The organism is Paraburkholderia sp. GAS33, from assembly GCF_050436645.1.
In the GTDB taxonomy this organism is placed as follows: Bacteria; Pseudomonadota; Gammaproteobacteria; order Burkholderiales; family Burkholderiaceae; genus Paraburkholderia; species Paraburkholderia phenazinium_B.
On the sequence record NZ_JBNDMP010000001.1, the window covers coordinates 133,734 to 152,596 of the forward strand.

Genomic DNA, 18,863 nt, shown 5'->3' on the forward strand with positions numbered 1-18,863 from the left:
GGCGGAGCACACCCACGCCCACGTTCATGTCTGCCGGTGCTCCCTGACGACGCCAGCGCAGGGATCCCAGGCGTTTCGATACGCGATTTTTTGCCCACCACCTGAGCATTATTTCCTGTCCAGGTTTGCTAAGGATTGCCTGACATAATAATCAGCAAAACTTGACGTCAGATCTTCTCCCCTACCTATTCAGGCGCGCCCGCGTTCCACCGTATACATAGTCATGGCAGGCCACACACGCTGCACGGGCAGCACGCCCGTGCCCTTAAGGGACCACACACCATGGCGACGAACGCAGGCTCACGGATGGGCGCGCTTCTCGTCCAGCTTGCCGACTTCAGGACTCGCTGCGACGCCCGTGTGCAGAAGTGGCTCGGACGGCCGCGCAGACCTTCAGGCGCGCGCTGGCGGACCGGGCATGAGCACGAACAACTCTTCAGAACGCTGATCGAACACTCGCCCGATTTCATCGCCCGCTACAACCGGCGGCGTGAGGTCGTCTACGCGAACCCAGCGATGCAGCAGATTCCTGGTGGCGGTGGCTTTCGCCTGGCGCCGGCAGCGGAGGTCGGCACGCCGGCCGGACAACTCGACTACGAAGATTGCATTCGCGTGACGCTTCGGGCCGCGTCTGCCCGCGAAGCGGAGTTCCAGTATGACGGGCCCAACGGTGATGTCAGATGGGTGGCAGTCAGGTTCGTCCCCGAACCCGGAGAGCGAGGACAGCCGGAAACCGTGCTGGCAGTGGGACGCGATATCACCGATATCGTCCACTACCGGGAAAAGGTCCGGCAACTGGCATTCTTCGATCCGCTGACGGATCTGCCCAATCGCGCCTGGTTGAAAGATCGTCTGCCGGCGGCACTGGCGTACGCCGACGCCGGCAGACGTCAGATCGGTCTGCTGGTGCTGGACCTCGACAGCTTCAAGGAGGTCAACGACGTACTCGGACACGCATGTGGCGACCAGTTGCTGCGCGCGGTGTCGATGCGTCTCCTGCAAGGCAAGCGTGGCGACGACGCGGTCGTGCGGCTGGGCGGCGACGAGTTCGCAATCCTCGCGCCGGTGCACGATGACGATCTGGATCTGGCCATCATCGCGAGCCGGATCTTGATGGCCCTGGCGGAGCCGGTGGTGATCGACGGCAACGAGGTCTTCATGACGGGCAGCATCGGCATCAGCCGCTATCCGCGTGACGGCAGCGATGCCGCGACGCTGCTTCGCTACGCCGATTCCGCCATGTATGCCGCCAAGCGGATTGGCGGCAACCAGTTCTGTTTTCACGATCCTGCCACGACGCGAGCGGCCGTCGAGCGTATGGAGCTGGGCATGGCGCTGCACGGCGCGGCCCACGCGGGCGAGCTGGTGCTGCTGTACCAGCCTATCGTCGGTCTGGGCGACGCGGGCCTCGTCGGCGCCGAAGCGCTGCTGCGCTGGAATCATCCCGGGCGAGGCCTGTTGACCCCGGACATCTTTATCAAGGTAGCGGAAGATAACGGCACGATTGTCGAGATCGGCGACTGGGTGCTCGCCGCGGCCTGTGAAGCCGTGGTCCGCTGGAACGCCGGACGTGCCGTGCCGATGCGCATCTCCGTCAACGTCTCGGGGCGGCAGTTCGTCATGAACGACCTTGCTCGCAGTGTGCAGGCGGCGCTGGCGGCGAGCGGCTGCGCGCCGCAGTGGCTGACGCTGGAAATCACCGAAAGCCTGCTGCTGGAAAACGATCAGAACGTAGGTCGCACGCTCGACGAACTGAACGAAATGGGCGTGGCGATCGCGATCGACGATTTCGGCACCGGCTACTCGGCCATCAGTTATCTCGGACACTTCCCGATCAGCACGCTCAAGATCGACCGCTCGTTTGTGCGCGACATCGACGCTCGCGGCAAGAATCTCGCGCTAGTCAAAGCGATGATTTCGATGGCGGAGTCGCTTGGGCTGGATGTCGTCGCTGAAGGCGTGGAAACTCAGCAGCAGGCCGATGTGCTTGCCTCGCTGGAGTGCCACAGGGCGCAGGGTTATCTGTTCGGCAGACCGATGCCCGAAGTGCAATTCGTCGCCTACGCGCAGTCCGGGAAGGTGGTTTAGGACGCGCTGGGCGCTTCGTCCATGGCGTCGCCGGTGTCGATCATCACGCAGTTGCGGCCCGACAGCTTCGCCGCATACAGCATCTGGTCCGCGCGCTTGAGCAGTACCGTCACACCGGATTCGTCCGGGTCCGCAGAAACGGCAATGCCGAAGCTGGCGGTAATCGAGCAGCTGGTATCTGTCCCAGTGGGCACCCGCGTCTCGGCGATCCGCTTGCGCAGACGTTGTGCGAGATCGAGCACATGCGCGGCGTTGTCGACGCGCACCAGCACGGCAAATTCCTCGCCGCCGATGCGCGCGACAATATCGGAGTCCTGCCAATGCTCTCGGCATAGGCCGGCGATTAGCCGCAACGCGTCGTCTCCGACGGTATGGCCATACGTGTCGTTGATTCGCTTGAAATGATCGACGTCGAACATGACGAGTGCGACCTGCTGCCTGGAACTCCTGACTTCCTCGAACAATGCGCGAGCATGGTTTTCGAAAGCACGGCGGTTGAGGAGATGTGTCAACGGATCGGTTTGTGCGAGGTTGGCCAGCTCCGCAATCAGATACATGCGTTCCTGCTCGAGGCGGATACGTTCGGCGCTGCTTTTCTTGAGAACGCGCATGGCATCGAACATGCCGCGGATTTCCCGGCGGCCGGACACCCGCGGGATGTCCGCGGTCAGATCGTCGCGCGCCAACGCATCGATGATGCGGGTCGCCTTGACGAACGGGCCGATGACGTGACGCCTGAATCCCACGGCAATCGTAATCAGCAACGCGAGCAGCAGAACCTCGGCGAAACCGGTGCCGATGAGTACCAGCAATGCATCGCTGCGGTTGTGGCTCAGTTCGTCGTGGGCCAGCGCGATCACATTGTCGCGAAAGCCGGTAATCGCTTGCATGGTGGGGACGTACTGCTGCGCAAACTGTGCGGTGGAAATGCCCGCGCCACCCGGCCGGGAGGCGAGCGCGCGCACACTGGCGACGTAGCCCAGACCGTTGCCGAAGTACTGGTCGGTCATGCGGGCGAGCCCTTGCGGATCTGCGGCAGCCAGACTGGGTGTTCGGGCGTCGAGCAGCGCACGCAATTGCTCGATGCGTCCCCGCGTGCGTTCGATGCCGAGTTGTTCGTCCCCGGTAAGAGGTCTGCGCAGGGTGAGGGCACTCGTGAAGTGCGAGCCCAGTTGTCCGGCCTGCTCGCGCAGATCCGCGGTCAGGCGCCCGACGAGCATGCAGTTGAGTGCATTCGGGTCGCCCTTGATCGCCGTTGCCGTATTGATCGTCACGATGGGCATGAACTCGGGGATGATCGCGATCATGCTGTTGACGGCGCCTTGCAACGAGTGGTCGTCGCGTTGCGGCCGGGGGAGGCGTGCGAGCCGGTCGACGTTCGATCGCGCGGCGGCCAGGTCGGTCTGCAGGTCGCTCACGATCGTAAACTCGGCGGCGCAGCGCAAGCAATGTTTGCGGCGCAGCGAATCGGCCAGCAAGGTGACCTGAATGTCGCTGGCGCGGCGTGCCTTCTGTAGCGCGGCCATGCGTTCCGCTGGAATCGGCAGATCCTCGCCTAGCACGCCATTGCTCGGTCCCCGCTCTGCGGAGACCTTCTCCATGGCGAGCAGGGCGAGGCGGTACGACTGGAAGCTGTGCAGCGCCTCGTCGGCCGCCGCGTAGGTGGACCACTCATGGGCGAGCAGCCAGCAGGACAACGCCAGCACCGGAACGAAGACGACAGCCATCTGGATGCCGAAGCGTCGGTCTATCGACATCGAAGGGAGAGCGGTACGTATCATCGTAGGTTCGGCGAATTGAGCCGGGGCCGTGACCCACTAGCTTGCGCGTACCGCTTACGCAGGTAATGCCGGTTACGCAGGGCCCCTCCTGCGTAGTTAACGGCAACCGGGGCCGTTCACTTTACCGATGATTGTGCCAGGGCAGCATCAATCGATGCCGTGAAACACCGCATCGTCCGGGCCGAGATAGACCGGCGGACGCCATGCGGCGTCGCGCATCGAGTGCTGCACGAGCTTTTCAACGCCCAGCAGCACCGCGAAAATCGCCATCCGGACCGGAATGCCGTTGTCGGTCTGGCGGAAAATCGCCAGACGCGAATCGTGGTTCAGATCGGTGCTCAGGTCGTTCGCGCCAGGGCGGCTGTCGCGCGGCAGCGGGTGCATGATCAGCGTATCGAGCCCGCACACGCTGTCCACCAGCGCCTGATTGATCTGGAAGTCCGGCGTGTAGCCTTCGAACGATTCGTCGGCGAAACGCTCTTTCTGGATGCGCGTGGCGTACACGACGTCGGCGCCGCGCAGGCCCGCGTTCAGGTCGTGGGTCTGCTCGATCACATGATCGTTGCGCGAGATCTGTTCGACGATATAGCTCGGCATTTCCAGCGACGGCGGCGAGATCAGCGTGAACTTGATGCCGCGGTACAGCGCCAGCAGCTTGACGAGCGAGTGCACCGTGCGCCCGTATTTGAGGTCGCCGACGAGCGCGATGTGCGAGCCGTCGACAATCTTGCCCAGGCGCGAGAACTCGCGCTGGATCGTGTACAGGTCGAGCAGGGCCTGGCTCGGATGCTCGCCGGGGCCGTCGCCGCCGTTGATCACCGGCACGTTGGTGGCGCGCGCGAATTCGGCCACGGAGCCTTGCTCCGGATGGCGGATCACCAACGCGTCGACGTAGCCGCTCATCACGCGACTCGTGTCGTAGATCGACTCGCCCTTGGCCATCGACGAGAACGTAAAACCCGTGGTGTCACAGACGGAACCGCCGAGCCGGCAGAACGCCGCGCCGAAACTCACGCGCGTGCGGGTGCTGGCTTCGAAGAACAGATTGCCGAGCACCGCGCCTTCCAGCACGCGGGAGATTTTGCGGCGCCGCGCGATGGGCTGCATGATGTCCGCGACCCGGAAGAGGGCCTCGACCGAGTCACGCGAGAACTGATCGACCGATAGCAGCTGCGGCCTGCCTTCGAACAGCATCTGGCTGGCGAGTGATTGTGAGTCTACGCTTTGCGTATAGCTTTCACCCGGTTCGCCATGCACGACGATTTCCGACACGAAACGCTCGACGATCTCGGGCATGGCCCGCGATTCCTGCGAATCGTCCGGCAGCAGCCACGTGTCCAAAGCCCGGCGAGACACGCCGATGCGGCTCGCGAAGGTGTCGCGGGTCATGTTCATGCGGCGCATGGCGTCGCGGAGGAAGGCTTGTTGCGGGACGCTCATGCCGGTCACCTTTGGGTTGGGTTGATGTACGCGGTGCGTATATTAGAACGACGGCATGAGAAGTCAAGGAATTTTGGTTCCAGTGTTACACTGCGGAGCATGGAAACCGGCCACATGCTCCGCTCAACCGCAACCCGCCTCGCGCTCGCGAGCGTGGCGTCTGCCTGCGCGACCGCTAGCGCCAAAGCCAAAAAACAGCTGCTCATCTGACCGGAGCTTGCTGTTCCGTCAGATGTGCGACGGAACAGTCACCAGGGCCTGCGTTTTATTTCCCCGCTTTTGACCCCCTCGCCACGCTGAACGGAATCGATACGGTCGCGTTCGAGGTTAAGTCATGTCTATCTTTTCGGGTATCTGGGTTCCTGTCATTACGCCGTTCGCCGACGGCGCTGTCGATCACGGCGCGCTGCGGCGCCTGGTGCGTTTCTATGCAGAGGCAGGCGTAGCAGGGCTGGTTGCGCTCGGTACCACCGGCGAGCCGGCAGCGCTCGAAACCGCCGAGCAGGATGCGGTGCTGGCGACCATCCTTGCGGAAGCCCGCGCGCTGCCGGTGCTGGCCGGCGTGGCCGGCAATCACACCGCGAGTCTGCGCGCGCGCATCGCACAGTTGAACGATCTGCCGGTCGCGGGCGTGCTGATCTCGGCGCCGTACTACATCCGGCCTTCGCAGGCCGGGCTGATCGAACATTTCACCGGTCTGGCCGATCTCAGCGGCAAGCCGGTGGTCCTCTATGACATTCCGTATCGCACTGGCGTGCGTCTCGAACTTGCGACGCTATTGACGCTGGCCGCGCATCCGCGGATTCGGGCGGTGAAGGACTGCGCCGGTTCGCTCGACACGACACTTGCGCTGATCCTCGACGGCCGCCTGCAGGTGCTCGCCGGTGACGACATGAACCTGTTCAATACGCTTTGCCTCGGTGGCAGCGGCGCGATTGCTGCTTCGGCGCATGTGCAGCCTGAGCGTTTTGTGGCGTTGTACCGTGCGTTAACGGAGGGCCGTCTCGAAGATGGCCGGGCGATTTTCCACACGCTCGCACCGCTGATCGGGGCACTGTGTTCGGAGCCCAATCCTGCTCCGGTGAAGGCGGCGCTGGCGGCCCAGGGACTGGTCCGCGACGAACTGCGCGCGCCGATGACACGGGCCACGGAAGCACTGCGCGAGCGATTGCGGCAACTGGTCGATGCGTGAGCGCAAGCTTGCGTGATTGCTGAGGCATCCGAATTTGAGATGATGCTGGACGATGAGAGGGGATAATTTGCGCCCTTGTCTTTCATCCCACGTCGGTCGTCGTCCGACTCATGCTGCATGCCGGTTAGCCTCTTCGCTGTCGTTGTTGTCTCCGTCCTGTCTGCGCGCCGCGCCTGTCAGCGCTCTTGCGAGTCCGCGTGGCAATGCGCGCCGCCGACGGAGAGCCGTTGATGTCCTCCATTCTCGGTGCCGGTAGCCGGCTGAGTAGTGGCGAGGTCCGCTTCGTTACGCGGCGCGCGGCCCTTGGCATTGCGATTGCGGCGGTCGCAGGCGCTTCGGTTCTGTCGCTCGCCGCAGGGGTGGCGATTGGCGTCCATTTACCCTCTCACGATGCAACGGGCCAGGGCGCGCCGGCGACAAGCCGCGTCGAACACGACTATGCGATCGATCAACTCGGCAAGCTCAATGCCTCGATGGCGCAGCTCGAGCCGCGGATCGAGCGCCTGACGACGCAGGTCGGCGCGCTGCGCGATTTCGAGTCCCGCCTGAACACACCGAAAGCGCCGCCGCGCGCGCCAGCTAATCCAGCGGATCAGGACACCTCGGATGCGGACGGCGAAGGCGGCCCGTCGCTGCCGCCGCGGCGCTGCGTCGAAATCGCTACGCGGCCTTCGCACGGCGATGCGGCTTCGACCCAGCAGCAGCTCGATTGCATGCGTGCGACGCTTTCCGCGCTCGAACACGAGACGGACGTGCACGAGGTCGCCTTCAGCGCGTTTCCTGGCCGCATGCCGGCCGATGGCGCGCGCTTCGGTTCGCCGTTCGGCAACCGCATCGATCCGTTTACGCATAAGCTCAGCTTTCATCCTGGCGTCGATCTGGTCGCACCGAGCGGTACGCCGATTCTTGCCGCGGCCGGTGGTCGCGTGGTCTATGCCGGTCCGAAGGGCGGCTACGGCAATGCGGTGGAGATCGATCACGGCAACGGTCTCATCACGCGCTACGGTCACGCGTCGCGCATCCTCGTCCACGAAGGCGATCTGGTGCTGCCGCGCCAGCACGTCGCGGACATCGGTACCACTGGCCGCTCCACCGGGCCGCATCTGCACTTCGAAGTACTGGTGAACGGCGCCCCGGTTGATCCGACCGCCTACCTTGCGCTGTTCGGCGCCACGTCCCATGGTTGATCTTCGTTCGGCCCGCGCCGCGGGCAGTCTCACGCAGCGTGCCTATACGCTGCAGCCGGTGCGCTCGCGCGTCGCTCGCGTGGCGATCTGGGCCGGCGTGCTTGCGTGCGGTGTTGCTATGGGCGCTACGGCAATGCGGTGGCGTGACTCGCAGCACGCCGCGGTGCCGGCAGGGTGTGCAAGCGTGCCGGTTTCGCCGGACGCAGTGCAGGCAGAACTGGAGCGCACGCGCCTCGCGCTCGCACAGGAGTCCACGGCTCGCGCCAACGTGCAAAAGACCGCTGACGCGTCAGCTGCCGAAGCCAGCCGCCTGAATACCGAATTGCTGTTTCTGCGCGGCCAAGGGCAGAAGCGCCGCTGAGCGGCCGGCGGCGACGTGCCCACCAATCAGGCCATTGGCCAATCAAGCCGGCCGTCGCCCGGCCACGCAGCGCGACGAACGTTTCCATTCCCCGTTAGAGATGACCTATGTTCAGCAAGAAGAAACCCACGAGCATTCAGCACACCAAGCTCGCCACCCTGATCGCTCACGACGTGTGCATTACCGGCGACCTCGAATTTAGTGAAGGACTGCGTATGGACGGCCACGTGCGTGGCAATGTCAACGGTAAGGCGGGCACGCAGACGTTGCTCGTGCTGAGCGATCGCGGGTCGATCGAGGGCAACGTGCATGGTTACGACGTGGTGGTGAACGGCAAGATTGTCGGCGACGTAATCGCCGATCACTTTGTCGAGCTGCAACCTAACGCGCACGTCACGGGTAACATTCATTATCAGCAGTTGCGCATGGATTGCGGCGCTTCTGTGGATGGCAAGCTGACGCGGCGCGACCCGGCGCTGGTGCCTACGGTGCTCGGCCGCGAGATGAACGAAACGGAGCCTCACCTCATCTGAGCCGCGGGGCGCAATGCATCGGCCTATGTGAAATCAGCTCAGATCAAATCAGGCCTCAGGACCTGAAGCAAGGGCCAGGCCTAATCCGGCAGCGCAGCCGACCCGGACAAATTCGGCCCCTCGGGGCGCAGCGCCGGATTGAGCAGACCGGGCCGCTGTGCGGCACCCTTGTCGAGATTGGCGAGCATGCGCTGTTCGGCAAGCACCTGCTGCAAGGCCAGCATGATCAGGCCGATGACCAGCAGCAGATCGCCGGCGAACACGACCGCGTACACCGCCGATGTAGATCGCGGATTGCCCAGTATCAGCGACGCATTGGCCCGGTTCAGCAGTACCAGCGTGAGCGGCACGACCGCGTTGAGGCACGCGATCACGCTCGCGATCGCCACCATCATGCGTGCCGGTCCGAGGTCCGGACGGCGTCTGCGGCAGACCTCATAGAGTGTCAGCGCGCGGCACGGCAAGAAGAACAACGTCAGCAGCGAAGCGCGAACGACGATCGGCGCGTGCAGCAGATGGGCGAGAGAAAACAGCACGCAGAACGCCGCAGTCACCGCTAAAGCAACGCGAAGCGACGTGGTAGCGCCGAACAGGGCGCGTGTGCCCACCCATATAAGGATCCGCGACTGCAGGCTAAAGGTGGCCGTTGCGACCAGCAGCGCACTGGTATTCCAGATCAGATGCAGTCCGAAACATGCAGCCGCCGCACTCATCAGGAAAAATGCGGCCGACCAGAAGCGGAATGCCGCAACACGTTCGAAGATGCGCGAGAGCGCAATTGAAACGATGCCGCTGCACAAGAACGTCATCAGGCAAATCGAATTGAACGTTGCTACGTCGAATTTCATGAAAGCTCCGCCATCCGCTCCTTGAGCAGGTCGCTGAAGGCGTCCGCCGCCAGCGGCCTGCCGAGCAGAAAGCCCTGCATTTCGTCACACATCATGGCTTTGAGCTTGCCGAGTTGCGACGACGTTTCGACGCCTTCGGCGACCACATCCATATCGAGCGAGTGGGCGAGCGCGATGATCGCGGAGACGATCGCCGCGCCTTCCGGACCTTGATCGTCGAGACCGTTGGTGAAGAAGCGATCGATTTTCAGTTGCTTGACGCGAAAGCGCTGCAGATAGGCGAGGCTCGAGTAGCCGGTGCCAAAATCGTCGATGGCGATTTCGAAGCCGCATTCCTGAAACTCGCGGATCATCTCGATTGTTTTGGGGGCGTCCTGCATGGCCACGGTTTCGGTGATCTCGAACATGATCTGGTCGCAGGCCACGTGCTCGCTCTTGACGATGTCCAGCACGGTGCTGACCAGATTCGGCTGCGAGAGCTGACGCGGCGACAGGTTGATCGCCACCTTCATCGACGGCAGGCCTTCGTCGATCCAGCGGCGGATTTGCCGGCAGGTTTCACGCACCACCCAGTAGCCGATCTGCACGATCTGGCCGGAGCGTTCGGCAATCGGAATGAATTCCAGCGGCGGCAGCGTGCCAAGCACCGGATGGTTGAGGCGGATCAGCGCTTCGGCGCCTGCCAGCTCGTTGCTGTCGCCACGGAATTTAGGCTGGAAATTCAGCGTGAAAAGGCCGGTGCTGAGTGCTTCGTGCAATGCGTTCTGGATTTGCAGCGTACGCGTCACCGCTTCGTTCATGCTCGTTTCGAAGAAGCGCCACGTGCTGCGGCCCGCGCGCTTGGCCTCGTACATGGCCGCGTCCGCGTGCTTGAGCAGGGTCTCGACGGTGTCGCCGTCCTGCGGGAACAGCGCGATCCCGATACTCGGCATGACCTGCAGCGGCTCGTTGTCGTTCCACACGCCTTCGCGCATGCGTTCGAGGACGCTCTCTGCGATCAGACGGGCGTCCTGGCGCGCCACCAGATTTTCCGCGAGCACCACGAATTCGTCGCCGCCCAGTCGCGCCACGGTGTCGGTGGCGCGCACGCAGGCTTGCAGGCGCTGCGCAAAGGCGGCCAGCACCTGGTCGCCAACGGAATGGCCGAGCGAGTCGTTGATGGTCTTGAAGCCGTCCAGATCCATGAACAGGACTGCGAAGACATTGTGGCGGCGGCCTGCCAGTTCGATGGCCGACTGGATCCGTTCTGTGAGCGTGGTGCGGTTCGGCAGTCCGGTCAGCGTGTCGAGCGTGGCGAGGCGCACGATCTGTCCGTTCAGGTTGGTTACGGCGCTGGCGAGGAAGGTGGTGCGGGCGTCGAAACGGGACAGCATCAGCGTAACGATCAGGATTGCGAAGGTGAACAGGATCACGGCTGTCGCGAGCCATTCGGTATTCACGCCTTTGGCGGCACCGCAGATGGCACCTACGGGAAAGTGCGCCGCTTCCATGCCGGCATAGTGCATGCCGCTGATGGCGACGGCCATGACCAGCGCCGCGCCGACACGCCAGCGCGTGACGTTGCGCTCGTCGTCGTTGCGCAGCCGGCGCGCGATCAGCAGTGCGGCCATCGAGGCGCCGATCCCGATCGCAATCGATGCGCAGAACCAGGCCGGCTGATAGTCGATGCCGGGTTGCATGCGCATTGCCGCCATGCCGGTGTAGTGCATGCCCGCAATGCCGAGACCCAGCAGCACGCTGCCGGTCGCGAGGTGCGTGAGCGTCAGCTGCGCACGCGTCGTGGAGAGCAGCGCCAGATACGACACGCCCACGGCGATGGCGAGCGAGAGTGCGGTCAGCGGGAAATCGTAGCCGAGCGGAATGGGCAGCGACAGCGCCAGCATGGCGATGAAGTGCATCGACCAGATGCCGACGCCCATTGCTCCCGCGCCGCCGGCGAGCCATGCATGCCGCAGGCGTGGCGAGGCGAGCAGAGAAATGCGGCCGGTGAGGTCGAGTGCGGTGTAGGACGCGAGGGTCGCTACGACGAACGAGGCGCCTACCAGCCAGAAGTTGTATGTGCCAGGCATGTTTAGTCCAGCCGAATAGGGGGGAACAGCTCAACTGGTTATCGACCGCTGGCAGGATTTGTTTAATTTATTGTGAGGATTTTTTTAATAGATTTTCAGGGTTTGGGGGAGTTTTGAAGAGGTATTTCCTAAGCATTCCCTGACATCAGTTCGAAGCCTTCGTCGAGCCAACCGGTCACACCACCGATCATCACTTTGACCGGCCGCCCCAGCTGGGCGAGACGGATGGCGCCGCGCGTGGCGCCGTTGCAGTGGGGCCCGGCACAATAGGTGACGAACAGCGTGTCGTCAGGGTAATCCACGAGCTTCGAGGCGACGATTTTTCCGTGCGGAAGATTGATCGCACCGGCGATATGTGCCTGTAAATATAACGCTGGACTGCGCACGTCGAGCAGCACGAAAGCGGGTTTCCCTGTGGTGCACGCGGCAAACACATCCGAGCAGTCGGTTTCGAAGCGAAGCGATGCCTGGAAATGGGCGAGGGCGGCAGCGCTGTCGGCTGCGGCGATGGCGGTTACTGGGTCGAGGCTGTCAGCGGGCGACATGAAGGAACTCCTGTTAGCGGTGGATGAGCCTTCATTGTTGCGGATGGCGAGTCAGCGGAGAAGTGGCGTGATCGTCAATCTACGGTAACATCACGCCATGCAAGATCATCTCGTCGCCGCGCTGGTTTACGACCGGCTTTGTACCTTCGAATTCGGCTGCGTTACCGAACTGTTCGCACTTGAGCGTCCGGAGCTCGAGCGGGAGTGGTATCGCTTCGCAGTATGCGCAGTCGAGCCTGGACCGCTGCGCGCGGCAGGCGGCATTACTGTTACGGCGCCGTACTCGCTGCGGCTGCTCGATCGCGCCGCGACGATTGTTGTGCCGGGCTGGCGCGATGCCGACGAATTGCCGCCCGCGCCCCTGCTGGCCAAAATTCGTGCAGCCTACCGGCGAGGCGCGCGGCTTTGCTCGATCTGCTCTGGGGTCTTCGTTCTTGCGGCGGCGGGGGTGCTCGACGGCAAAACCGTCACCACTCACTGGCGCTACGCGGACAAGCTGCAGCAACGCTATCCGCAACTGCGTGTACAGACAGACGCGCTGTACGTCGACGAAGGGCAGGTGATGACTTCGGCCGGATCGGCCGCGGGGCTCGACATGCTGCTGCATCTGGTGCGGCGCGACCACGGTAGCGCGATCGCGAACCGGGTGGCGCAGCGACTCGTCGTGCCGCCGCATCGTGAGGGCGGCCAGGCGCAGTTCGTCCCGCGACCGATGCCTCAGGACGAGGGCGGTCGTGTCGCCAGATTGATGGACTGGATCAGGGCGAACCCGGCATTGCCGCATACATTGAGCTCGCTTGCCGGGCAAGCGGCGATGAGTCCGCGAACGTTGCAGCGTCAGTTTCATGATGCCACCGGGATGGCCCCCTACGAGTGGCTGGTGCGTGAACGTGTGGCGATCGCGCGCGAACTGCTGGAGGCGCAGACCCCATTGCCGATGGCGCGCGTTGCACAGATGGCCGGTTTTGGCTCGGAGGAATCGCTGCGCCGGCATTTCCGGCGCATCGCTTTGACAAGTCCTGGAGCGTATCGGAAGAAGTTTGGCGCGGATGCGGGTGATGGGTGAGAGTGGGCGCGCGAACAGGGCCTGTCTAGCGCGGCGATCAGCACGCACGTCGCCCAGCACAATTGCATCGGTATCCGCCAGGGCGATGATGGCTATGGCGTATGGAAGCTAACGAGCCGGGTGCCGATACCGATGCGGCCTGTTCACCCCATCAACAACTTTCGGCGCGAGTTCGCACATTCGTCGATTTTCTGTCAGCATCACTGGTAGCACCTGAACCTGTGAAAGCACATTCGCGTAGCGGGCGCGTTCATGCAAAAGTTCATGCAGGACGCTCCTTATCGAGTACGTAATTGCCCTCACTTCCACTCATGCTCGGAAAACCTCTCGTCTTTGCTGCTATCGCTGTGCTAGTGCCGTCGTTCGCTGCCGCCCAGGCGTTCGATACAGGCTCGCGCGCCGAGGCGTACCGTCGCTACGTGCTCGCCGGCAAGGACGTGCAGTGCCGCACCAACGCCTCATGCGCGGCGCTCGGCGTTGCAGCGCTAGATGCGGGACGCATCAAGGATGCGCAGACGCTGGTCGACATGGAATCGATGCTGGCCGATGCGGCCACCTTGCAGGCCGAAGAAGAGAACTCGCCGAAGGCCCTCAATTCGGCGCATGCACGCGCCACGATGGCCCTGATCCACGAGGGCGATGTGCAGGCGGGGCTGGGCGCGTTTTCGAATGCCCGTGCGTACTATCGCACTGCCGCAAGCCGCGGCAAGGATGCGCCCGACGATCCGATGCTAAGCCGCGTCGTCGAGGTGGCGCAGCAACGTCTGTCCGGTATCGCAGACAAGCAGGTGGTGCAGGGTCTGCCCGCGTCCGGGGTGAGCTTCGCACGTTATCTGAGCCTGGGCGCATGGAGCACCGTCACACTCGCCCCGGTGAAAGGGCGTCACGGCGTGTATCGGCTCGAGGCACGGTTCGTCTATCCCAGCGTCAGCAACGAAGGTCAGCCGGTGGTCAACACTGGAACCGTTGTGGCAAACGTGCGGTTTTTCGGCGCCATTGCGCGAGTGGTCGTCTCGGAAGAGCCGGTCGGCGCCACGATCGAGGCCACTGCGAAAGCGGGCAATCTTGGCGCGTATGACGGCCACGGGGATAAATGCCTGCTCGAGTTCAGGCTGACCGCGCCTGAGACGCTCGACATCGCGACGCACGGTGCAGTGGCCGCATGCGGCTTCGGTCCGAATGTTGCAGCCGATGGCCGATATTATCTGAAGACAGGCTCTTAAGCCTCGTTCGAGATTCGCAATCCGGGGGAGCGTATGCGTAATGCAATGGACTATCCGGCGGTGGTGTTTGTGTCGACGCTGGTGGCGATGTCCTTGTCGGCGTGGATTGGGGCGAGTCTGCTCAGGCGTGTGAAGGCCCTCACTGCAGAGTCGCGCGAAGACTTCAACGTCGTTCAGGCCGCGACGCTCACGCTGCTTGCGCTCATGATCGGCTTCAGTTTTTCCATGGCAGTGGGGCGATACGATCAGCGCAAGAACTATGAGGAAGAAGAAGCCAACGCAATCGGCACGGAGTTCGTGCGTGCGGATTTGCTGCCCGCTGCGGATGCGCAGCAGGTGAGAACGCTATTGGGTCATTACCTCGAACAACGTGTGCTGTTTTACACGACGCGCGATGTGCAGGAGCTCGAACAGATCAACACGGCCACTGCGCAACTGCAGTCGGGTTTGTGGGCCGCAGTGCGCGACGCTGCTGCGGCGCAGCCGACGCCCGTCACTGCGCTGGCTGTGGCCGGCATGAACGATGTGCTGAACTCGCAGGGGTACACGCAGGCCGCGTGGTGGAATCGCATTCCGATCGCCGCGTGGGGGCTCATGGTGGCGATCGCGGTGTGCTGCAACCTGCTGGTCGGTTATGGCGCACGCTCGGCCAAAGTGGGCCTGACGCTGCTGCTGGTATTGCCGTTGGTGGTCGCGACATCGTTCGCGCTGATCGCGGACATCGATAGCCCGCGTGGCGGGATCATTCGTGTGAGTCCGATCAATCTGGTGGCCACGGCGCGATCGCTGCGTCCGGGGTGATGACGCCTTGACGGCGGCTGCCCGCAGAACGGGCAGCCGCAACGAGCTTAGTGCGGATGCTCGTCTTTATGCTCACCTTCCGGCTTGTGCTGCTCTGGAGCCGGATGCGGCTGTGCATGTTGCTCCGGGTGCGGTTCCGGATGCGGCGCTGCCGGGTGCGGATTGGCATGCGGCTCGGCCGGATGCGGGTTCGCGTGTGGCGCCTGGGCCGGTTGCGCTTCATGCGGCCTGGGTGCGGCTTCCTGAGCATGCTGTGGCTGCTGGCCGGCGGCGGCTTCGGCAGGACGCTGTGGCTCGGGCTGCGCATGCTGGGCTTCCGGCTGGGCATGCCCGGCTTCCGGTGCATGCGGTGCCGCGGCGCCGGCTTCGGCAGGGCGCGCGTTACGTTCTTCCGGCTGTGCGTGCGGAGCTTCGCCTTGCGGACGTGGTACGCCGTTCTCCTGAGCTGCGTTCGGATGCAACTGCTCCCCGGCTTGCGGCTTCGGAGCGGCGGCATTCGGTGCTGCTGCACCCGGAGCCGCTGCATTCGGCGCATGACCCGCTTGCGCCTCATTGCCGTGCCCAGGAGCGCCTTGCGGACCGACTGGATGAACCTGTGCCCGGTTGATCACCTGGAAGCCTCCACGAGGTGCTGCTGCACCCGGCGCGCCCGGATGTGCCACGGCAGTGAAGGCAGCAGGCGCCGCAGTGCGTACCACCGGTGCGCCGGCCCCCGCCACTTTGCCGCCGCCCGCTGCAAAGCGTTGGGCTAACGTGTCGTGGTAAGCGGCCGGCACGACCGGTGCGCGGGTCGCCACCACCTGACGCTGCGCGAGCGCTGCCGGTGCACCCACATGAGCCGGGCGCAGCGCGCCGGCAAAGCTTTGCTGAACCGGCGCGATAGCCGGCGCGCCGGCACCGATCTGCGCATGGGCCAGATTCTGCGCATTGAACGGACGCGCTGCCTGCGCAACCGCCTCGCCGCGTACGAACGCATTTGCCGGTACCGCCGTAATGGCGCCCGGTGCGTTCTGGTTGATGTACGTGTTGTGGATGTTGTTGATGATCGTCGTGTTGTGAACATTGGTGATGTTCACGTTGTTGATGCGGTTGTAGTACGTCGGGCTGTAGTGATACGCCGGATGCCACGGCTCTCCCGGCCCGAGTGCAAACCACGCCACGCCGGCGCCTACTGCTCCGCCAATCGCCAGGTCGACACCCCAATGCGCGCCGCCGCCACCACCACCGCCGCCGACGAAGGCCACCAGCGCCGGTGCATACACCGGCGGCTGGCTCACGACCACCGGACCCGGCACCCATGCCCACGCGCGGCCGACATAGGCCCAGCGTCCATAGTGGAAAGGTGCGAAGCCCCACGGCGCGTCGTCCACCCACGTCCAGCCCCACGGCGCGATCCACGCCCAGTGGCCTTCGTGATACGGCGCCCAGCCTGCTGAGACAGCTACGGTCGGCACCCACACTTCGCCGTAGGTCGGGTCGCTACGCCACGTACCGTTGGCGTCGAGGTCTTCATAACCGGGGATTTCGCGTGAGACGTAGCGTGCGGAGACCGAGTTGTCTTCCGCGCGATCGCGGCTGGCGACCCACTGGTCGAACGCATCGGGTGCCGGTGCACCGCCGCCTGCCTGCTGTTGCAGGTTGGTGCCGACAAACTGGATCTGCTGGCCCGCGTTCACCTGGAACGAGCCTCCATCACCGTACACCGTGGCGGTGCCTGCACGCACCGTGACGGTGGTCGAACTGCCGTCGGCTGCAACGTCGACGCGGAACAGGCCTGGCGCGGTGGCGACAAGCGCCACGTTCGGTGTGTCGATCTCGAAGTTCTGACCGCCCGGCAATGCGCGCACGTGAGCGGACAGCGTGCCTTGCGTGACCTTCAACTGCGTGATCGTGTCATTCAGGTTGACGATGTCGAGCGCGGTCTGCTGATCGAGCCGCAGCGCCGTCGAACCGGCATGCAGTTCCGCGCGCGCGTTGGCATCGGCCCACAACTGGTCGCCGGTCGTCAGCGGCCGGTTCAGTACGGCATAGGACCAGTCGGTCAGGCCGGCAGGTTCCAGCGTCACGGTGCCGGCGAAGTAATTCAAACGTGCGACGCGGTCAGGCGGGTCACCGGCAGCCGAAGCAGCGGGCGCTGTGGGCGAGGGCACCTGAGCGTGGCCCGCGAACGGAATCATGGCAAGAACGGCGGAGACCGTGAGCGCGGTCGCGCGCAGGCGGTGGAAGGTTGTTGTCATTATCGGCTGCTCCGAAGGTTTCATTTTGTCAGGCCCGAAGTCGAAAGCGGCCTTTATGGGTACGTCCAACTGGCTAACGTCGCGAACGTGGGAGCGGATGACATTCGCGGTGTAACCGGGACGCGAGTTTGCAACGAAATGTGAGCGCTGCATAGAGCCCGTTGGACGATCGTAAGAGCGCGCTTTGCGGCGCCAGATTCGATCCCTTGGAGACCTATCGAAAAGCAGGCCGATTTGTAAGGACATGCAACCATTGCGTAATCGGCTTGCTGGTGAGAGCTTGCGATGCAGTGCGACGCAAGGATACGCGAAGGTTCGAACAGTGGAGGACGTACTGCGTGGCGGGGTACGACAGCGGCGCGTCTGGCGTGACCGTGAAGAGATTGATTTACAGCGAGCGTGATAGCGCAGGGCGGCAGGCCGCCCTGCGTCGACGGGTCAGTTTGCTGCGTCGGTTGTGCCCGGCGCGAACGCGCGCCGGCCGGTCAGACGTGCGGCGATGCGGCCGAACGCCAGCCATTGCTGGGCGAGCAGACCCTGGCCGTAAGGGCGGTTATCGCCGAGAGGTGCCGGCAACTGATCGCGAATACCGGTCGGCTCGACCGTGCGATTCCACGATGCCGTGCGGAACATCATGTCCCACCACGGAAACAGCACACCGAAATTGCAGCCATAAGCCGTGCCTTCATGACCATAACCGACCGCGTGATGGCGGCGATGAAAGATCGGGCTGACGACAATGCGCTCGAGTAGCCACCCATACGGCAAGCGCGCATTGACGTGCTGAATGCTCTGCATGAAGTTACTGACTGCAATCAGCACGACAAACTGGTTCGGCTGCACGCCGATAAACAGCGAGATCGCTGCAAAGAATGCGGCCTGGATGATGTCGTCGAGGAAGTGATTGCGGTCGTCGTTCCACAACGACATCTGCTGCTGGCTGTGATGCACCGCGTGCAGTTCCCACCACACGCCGAAGCGGTGTTGCCAGCGGTGATACCAGTAGCCGGCAAAGTCGAGCACCACCAGATAGATCAGGAACGAGACAATCGGCTGATCCGTCACCCCTGGCCAGAGGTTGTCGATATCGATGTTCGGAACGTTGTAGATCGAGATCAGGCTCTGCCAGTGATCGAACAGCGGCTGGAGCATGAAAAAGAACGCGATATTGATGATGCCCAGCTTGGCGATCCACGTGTACAGCACGTCGGCGCGCAAGGCCTTGCGGTCCTTCCACTCTTCGATGGGGCGCAGCGCTTCGAGCGGACGCAGCGCGAGATACATGACGACGATTTGCAGCGCGCCGATGATCACCCAGTACAGGGCGTCATAGGTGTCTTCGTCGTAACCCATCAGGCCGAAGCGGTAGAAAAACGGCTGCACCACGTCGACATATAGCAGCGTCTGCAGGGCGGACACCATGTTGTCGAGCTGCGCGACGATTTCATGGAACATCAGAATCCTCGTGAATGACTGGTCATGCAATGCATCT

Annotated in this window: 15 protein-coding genes; 8 read left to right on the plus strand and 7 right to left on the minus strand. The window is 63.6% G+C overall.

Annotated features, from left to right (window positions below; translation table 11 throughout):
• Positions 1-282 precede the first annotated feature (282 nt).
• Positions 283-2,088, plus strand: a complete 1,806-nt coding sequence (locus P3T24_RS00620) for a putative bifunctional diguanylate cyclase/phosphodiesterase (RefSeq protein ID WP_083611763.1) — start codon at positions 283-285, stop codon at positions 2,086-2,088.
• Here the strand turns inward: P3T24_RS00620 and P3T24_RS00625 are convergent.
• Together P3T24_RS00625 and P3T24_RS00630 are read right to left on the minus strand one after the other, a co-directional pair.
• Positions 2,085-3,869 carry a diguanylate cyclase gene (locus tag P3T24_RS00625; protein WP_429431507.1) on the minus strand — a complete coding sequence of 595 codons (1,785 nt, stop codon included), beginning with the start codon at positions 3,867-3,869 and terminating at the stop codon, positions 2,085-2,087. The two genes, P3T24_RS00620 and P3T24_RS00625, sit on opposite strands and share 4 nt — an antisense overlap.
• 147 nt (positions 3,870-4,016) lie before the next feature.
• Positions 4,017-5,309, minus strand: a complete 1,293-nt coding sequence (locus tag P3T24_RS00630; RefSeq protein WP_429431510.1) for an aspartate carbamoyltransferase — start codon at positions 5,307-5,309, stop codon at positions 4,017-4,019.
• A 334-nt stretch (positions 5,310-5,643) separates the two neighbouring features.
• Between P3T24_RS00630 and dapA the strand changes: the two genes are divergently transcribed.
• From dapA to P3T24_RS00650, 4 genes are all read left to right on the plus strand, one after another.
• On the plus strand, positions 5,644-6,501 hold the full coding sequence (gene dapA / locus P3T24_RS00635; RefSeq protein WP_429431513.1) for a 4-hydroxy-tetrahydrodipicolinate synthase: 858 nt from the start codon (positions 5,644-5,646) through the stop codon (positions 6,499-6,501).
• 230 nt (positions 6,502-6,731) lie between these two features.
• Positions 6,732-7,688, plus strand: a complete 957-nt coding sequence (locus tag P3T24_RS00640) for a M23 family metallopeptidase (protein WP_429431516.1) — start codon at positions 6,732-6,734, stop codon at positions 7,686-7,688.
• On the plus strand, positions 7,681-8,049 hold the full coding sequence (locus P3T24_RS00645; RefSeq protein ID WP_074269186.1) for a hypothetical protein: 369 nt from the start codon (positions 7,681-7,683) through the stop codon (positions 8,047-8,049). Before P3T24_RS00640 ends, P3T24_RS00645 begins: the two co-directional genes overlap by 8 nt.
• 107 nt (positions 8,050-8,156) lie before the next feature.
• Positions 8,157-8,582, plus strand: coding sequence for a bactofilin family protein (locus P3T24_RS00650; protein ID WP_429431520.1), 426 nt, complete (start codon positions 8,157-8,159; stop codon positions 8,580-8,582).
• 80 nt (positions 8,583-8,662) lie between these two features.
• Here P3T24_RS00650 and P3T24_RS00655 read toward each other — a convergent pair whose 3' ends face one another.
• The 3 genes from P3T24_RS00655 to P3T24_RS00665 all read right to left on the minus strand — a co-directional run bounded on the left by P3T24_RS00655 (position 8,663) and on the right by P3T24_RS00665 (position 12,044).
• Entirely contained in the window at positions 8,663-9,430 is a 768-nt protein-coding gene (locus P3T24_RS00655; protein WP_429431523.1) for a hypothetical protein, read from the minus strand.
• On the minus strand, positions 9,427-11,499 hold the full coding sequence (locus tag P3T24_RS00660) for a putative bifunctional diguanylate cyclase/phosphodiesterase (RefSeq protein ID WP_429431526.1): 2,073 nt from the start codon (positions 11,497-11,499) through the stop codon (positions 9,427-9,429). Before P3T24_RS00660 ends, P3T24_RS00655 begins: the two co-directional genes overlap by 4 nt.
• Before the next feature lie 128 nt (positions 11,500-11,627).
• Positions 11,628-12,044, minus strand: a complete 417-nt coding sequence (locus P3T24_RS00665; RefSeq protein ID WP_429431529.1) for a rhodanese-like domain-containing protein — start codon at positions 12,042-12,044, stop codon at positions 11,628-11,630.
• A gap of 97 nt (positions 12,045-12,141) precedes the next feature.
• Between P3T24_RS00665 and ftrA the strand changes: the two genes are divergently transcribed.
• From ftrA to P3T24_RS00680, 3 genes are all read left to right on the plus strand, one after another.
• Entirely contained in the window at positions 12,142-13,110 is a 969-nt protein-coding gene (gene ftrA / locus P3T24_RS00670) for a transcriptional regulator FtrA (RefSeq protein ID WP_429286016.1), read from the plus strand.
• 311 nt (positions 13,111-13,421) lie between these two features.
• On the plus strand, positions 13,422-14,333 hold the full coding sequence (locus P3T24_RS00675; RefSeq protein WP_429286015.1) for a hypothetical protein: 912 nt from the start codon (positions 13,422-13,424) through the stop codon (positions 14,331-14,333).
• Positions 14,334-14,366: 33 nt separating this feature from the next.
• The gene (locus P3T24_RS00680) at positions 14,367-15,134 is read left to right on the plus strand and encodes a hypothetical protein (RefSeq protein ID WP_429431532.1); all 768 of its coding nucleotides are present in this window, start codon (positions 14,367-14,369) and stop codon (positions 15,132-15,134) included.
• Between the two features lie 47 nt (positions 15,135-15,181).
• Here P3T24_RS00680 and P3T24_RS00685 read toward each other — a convergent pair whose 3' ends face one another.
• Both P3T24_RS00685 and P3T24_RS00690 read right to left on the minus strand, forming a co-directional pair.
• The gene (locus P3T24_RS00685; RefSeq protein WP_429431534.1) at positions 15,182-17,371 is read right to left on the minus strand and encodes a DUF6600 domain-containing protein; all 2,190 of its coding nucleotides are present in this window, start codon (positions 17,369-17,371) and stop codon (positions 15,182-15,184) included.
• Positions 17,372-17,809: 438 nt separating this feature from the next.
• Positions 17,810-18,826, minus strand: coding sequence for a sterol desaturase family protein (locus P3T24_RS00690; RefSeq protein WP_429431537.1), 1,017 nt, complete (start codon positions 18,824-18,826; stop codon positions 17,810-17,812).
• Positions 18,827-18,863 lie beyond the last annotated feature (37 nt).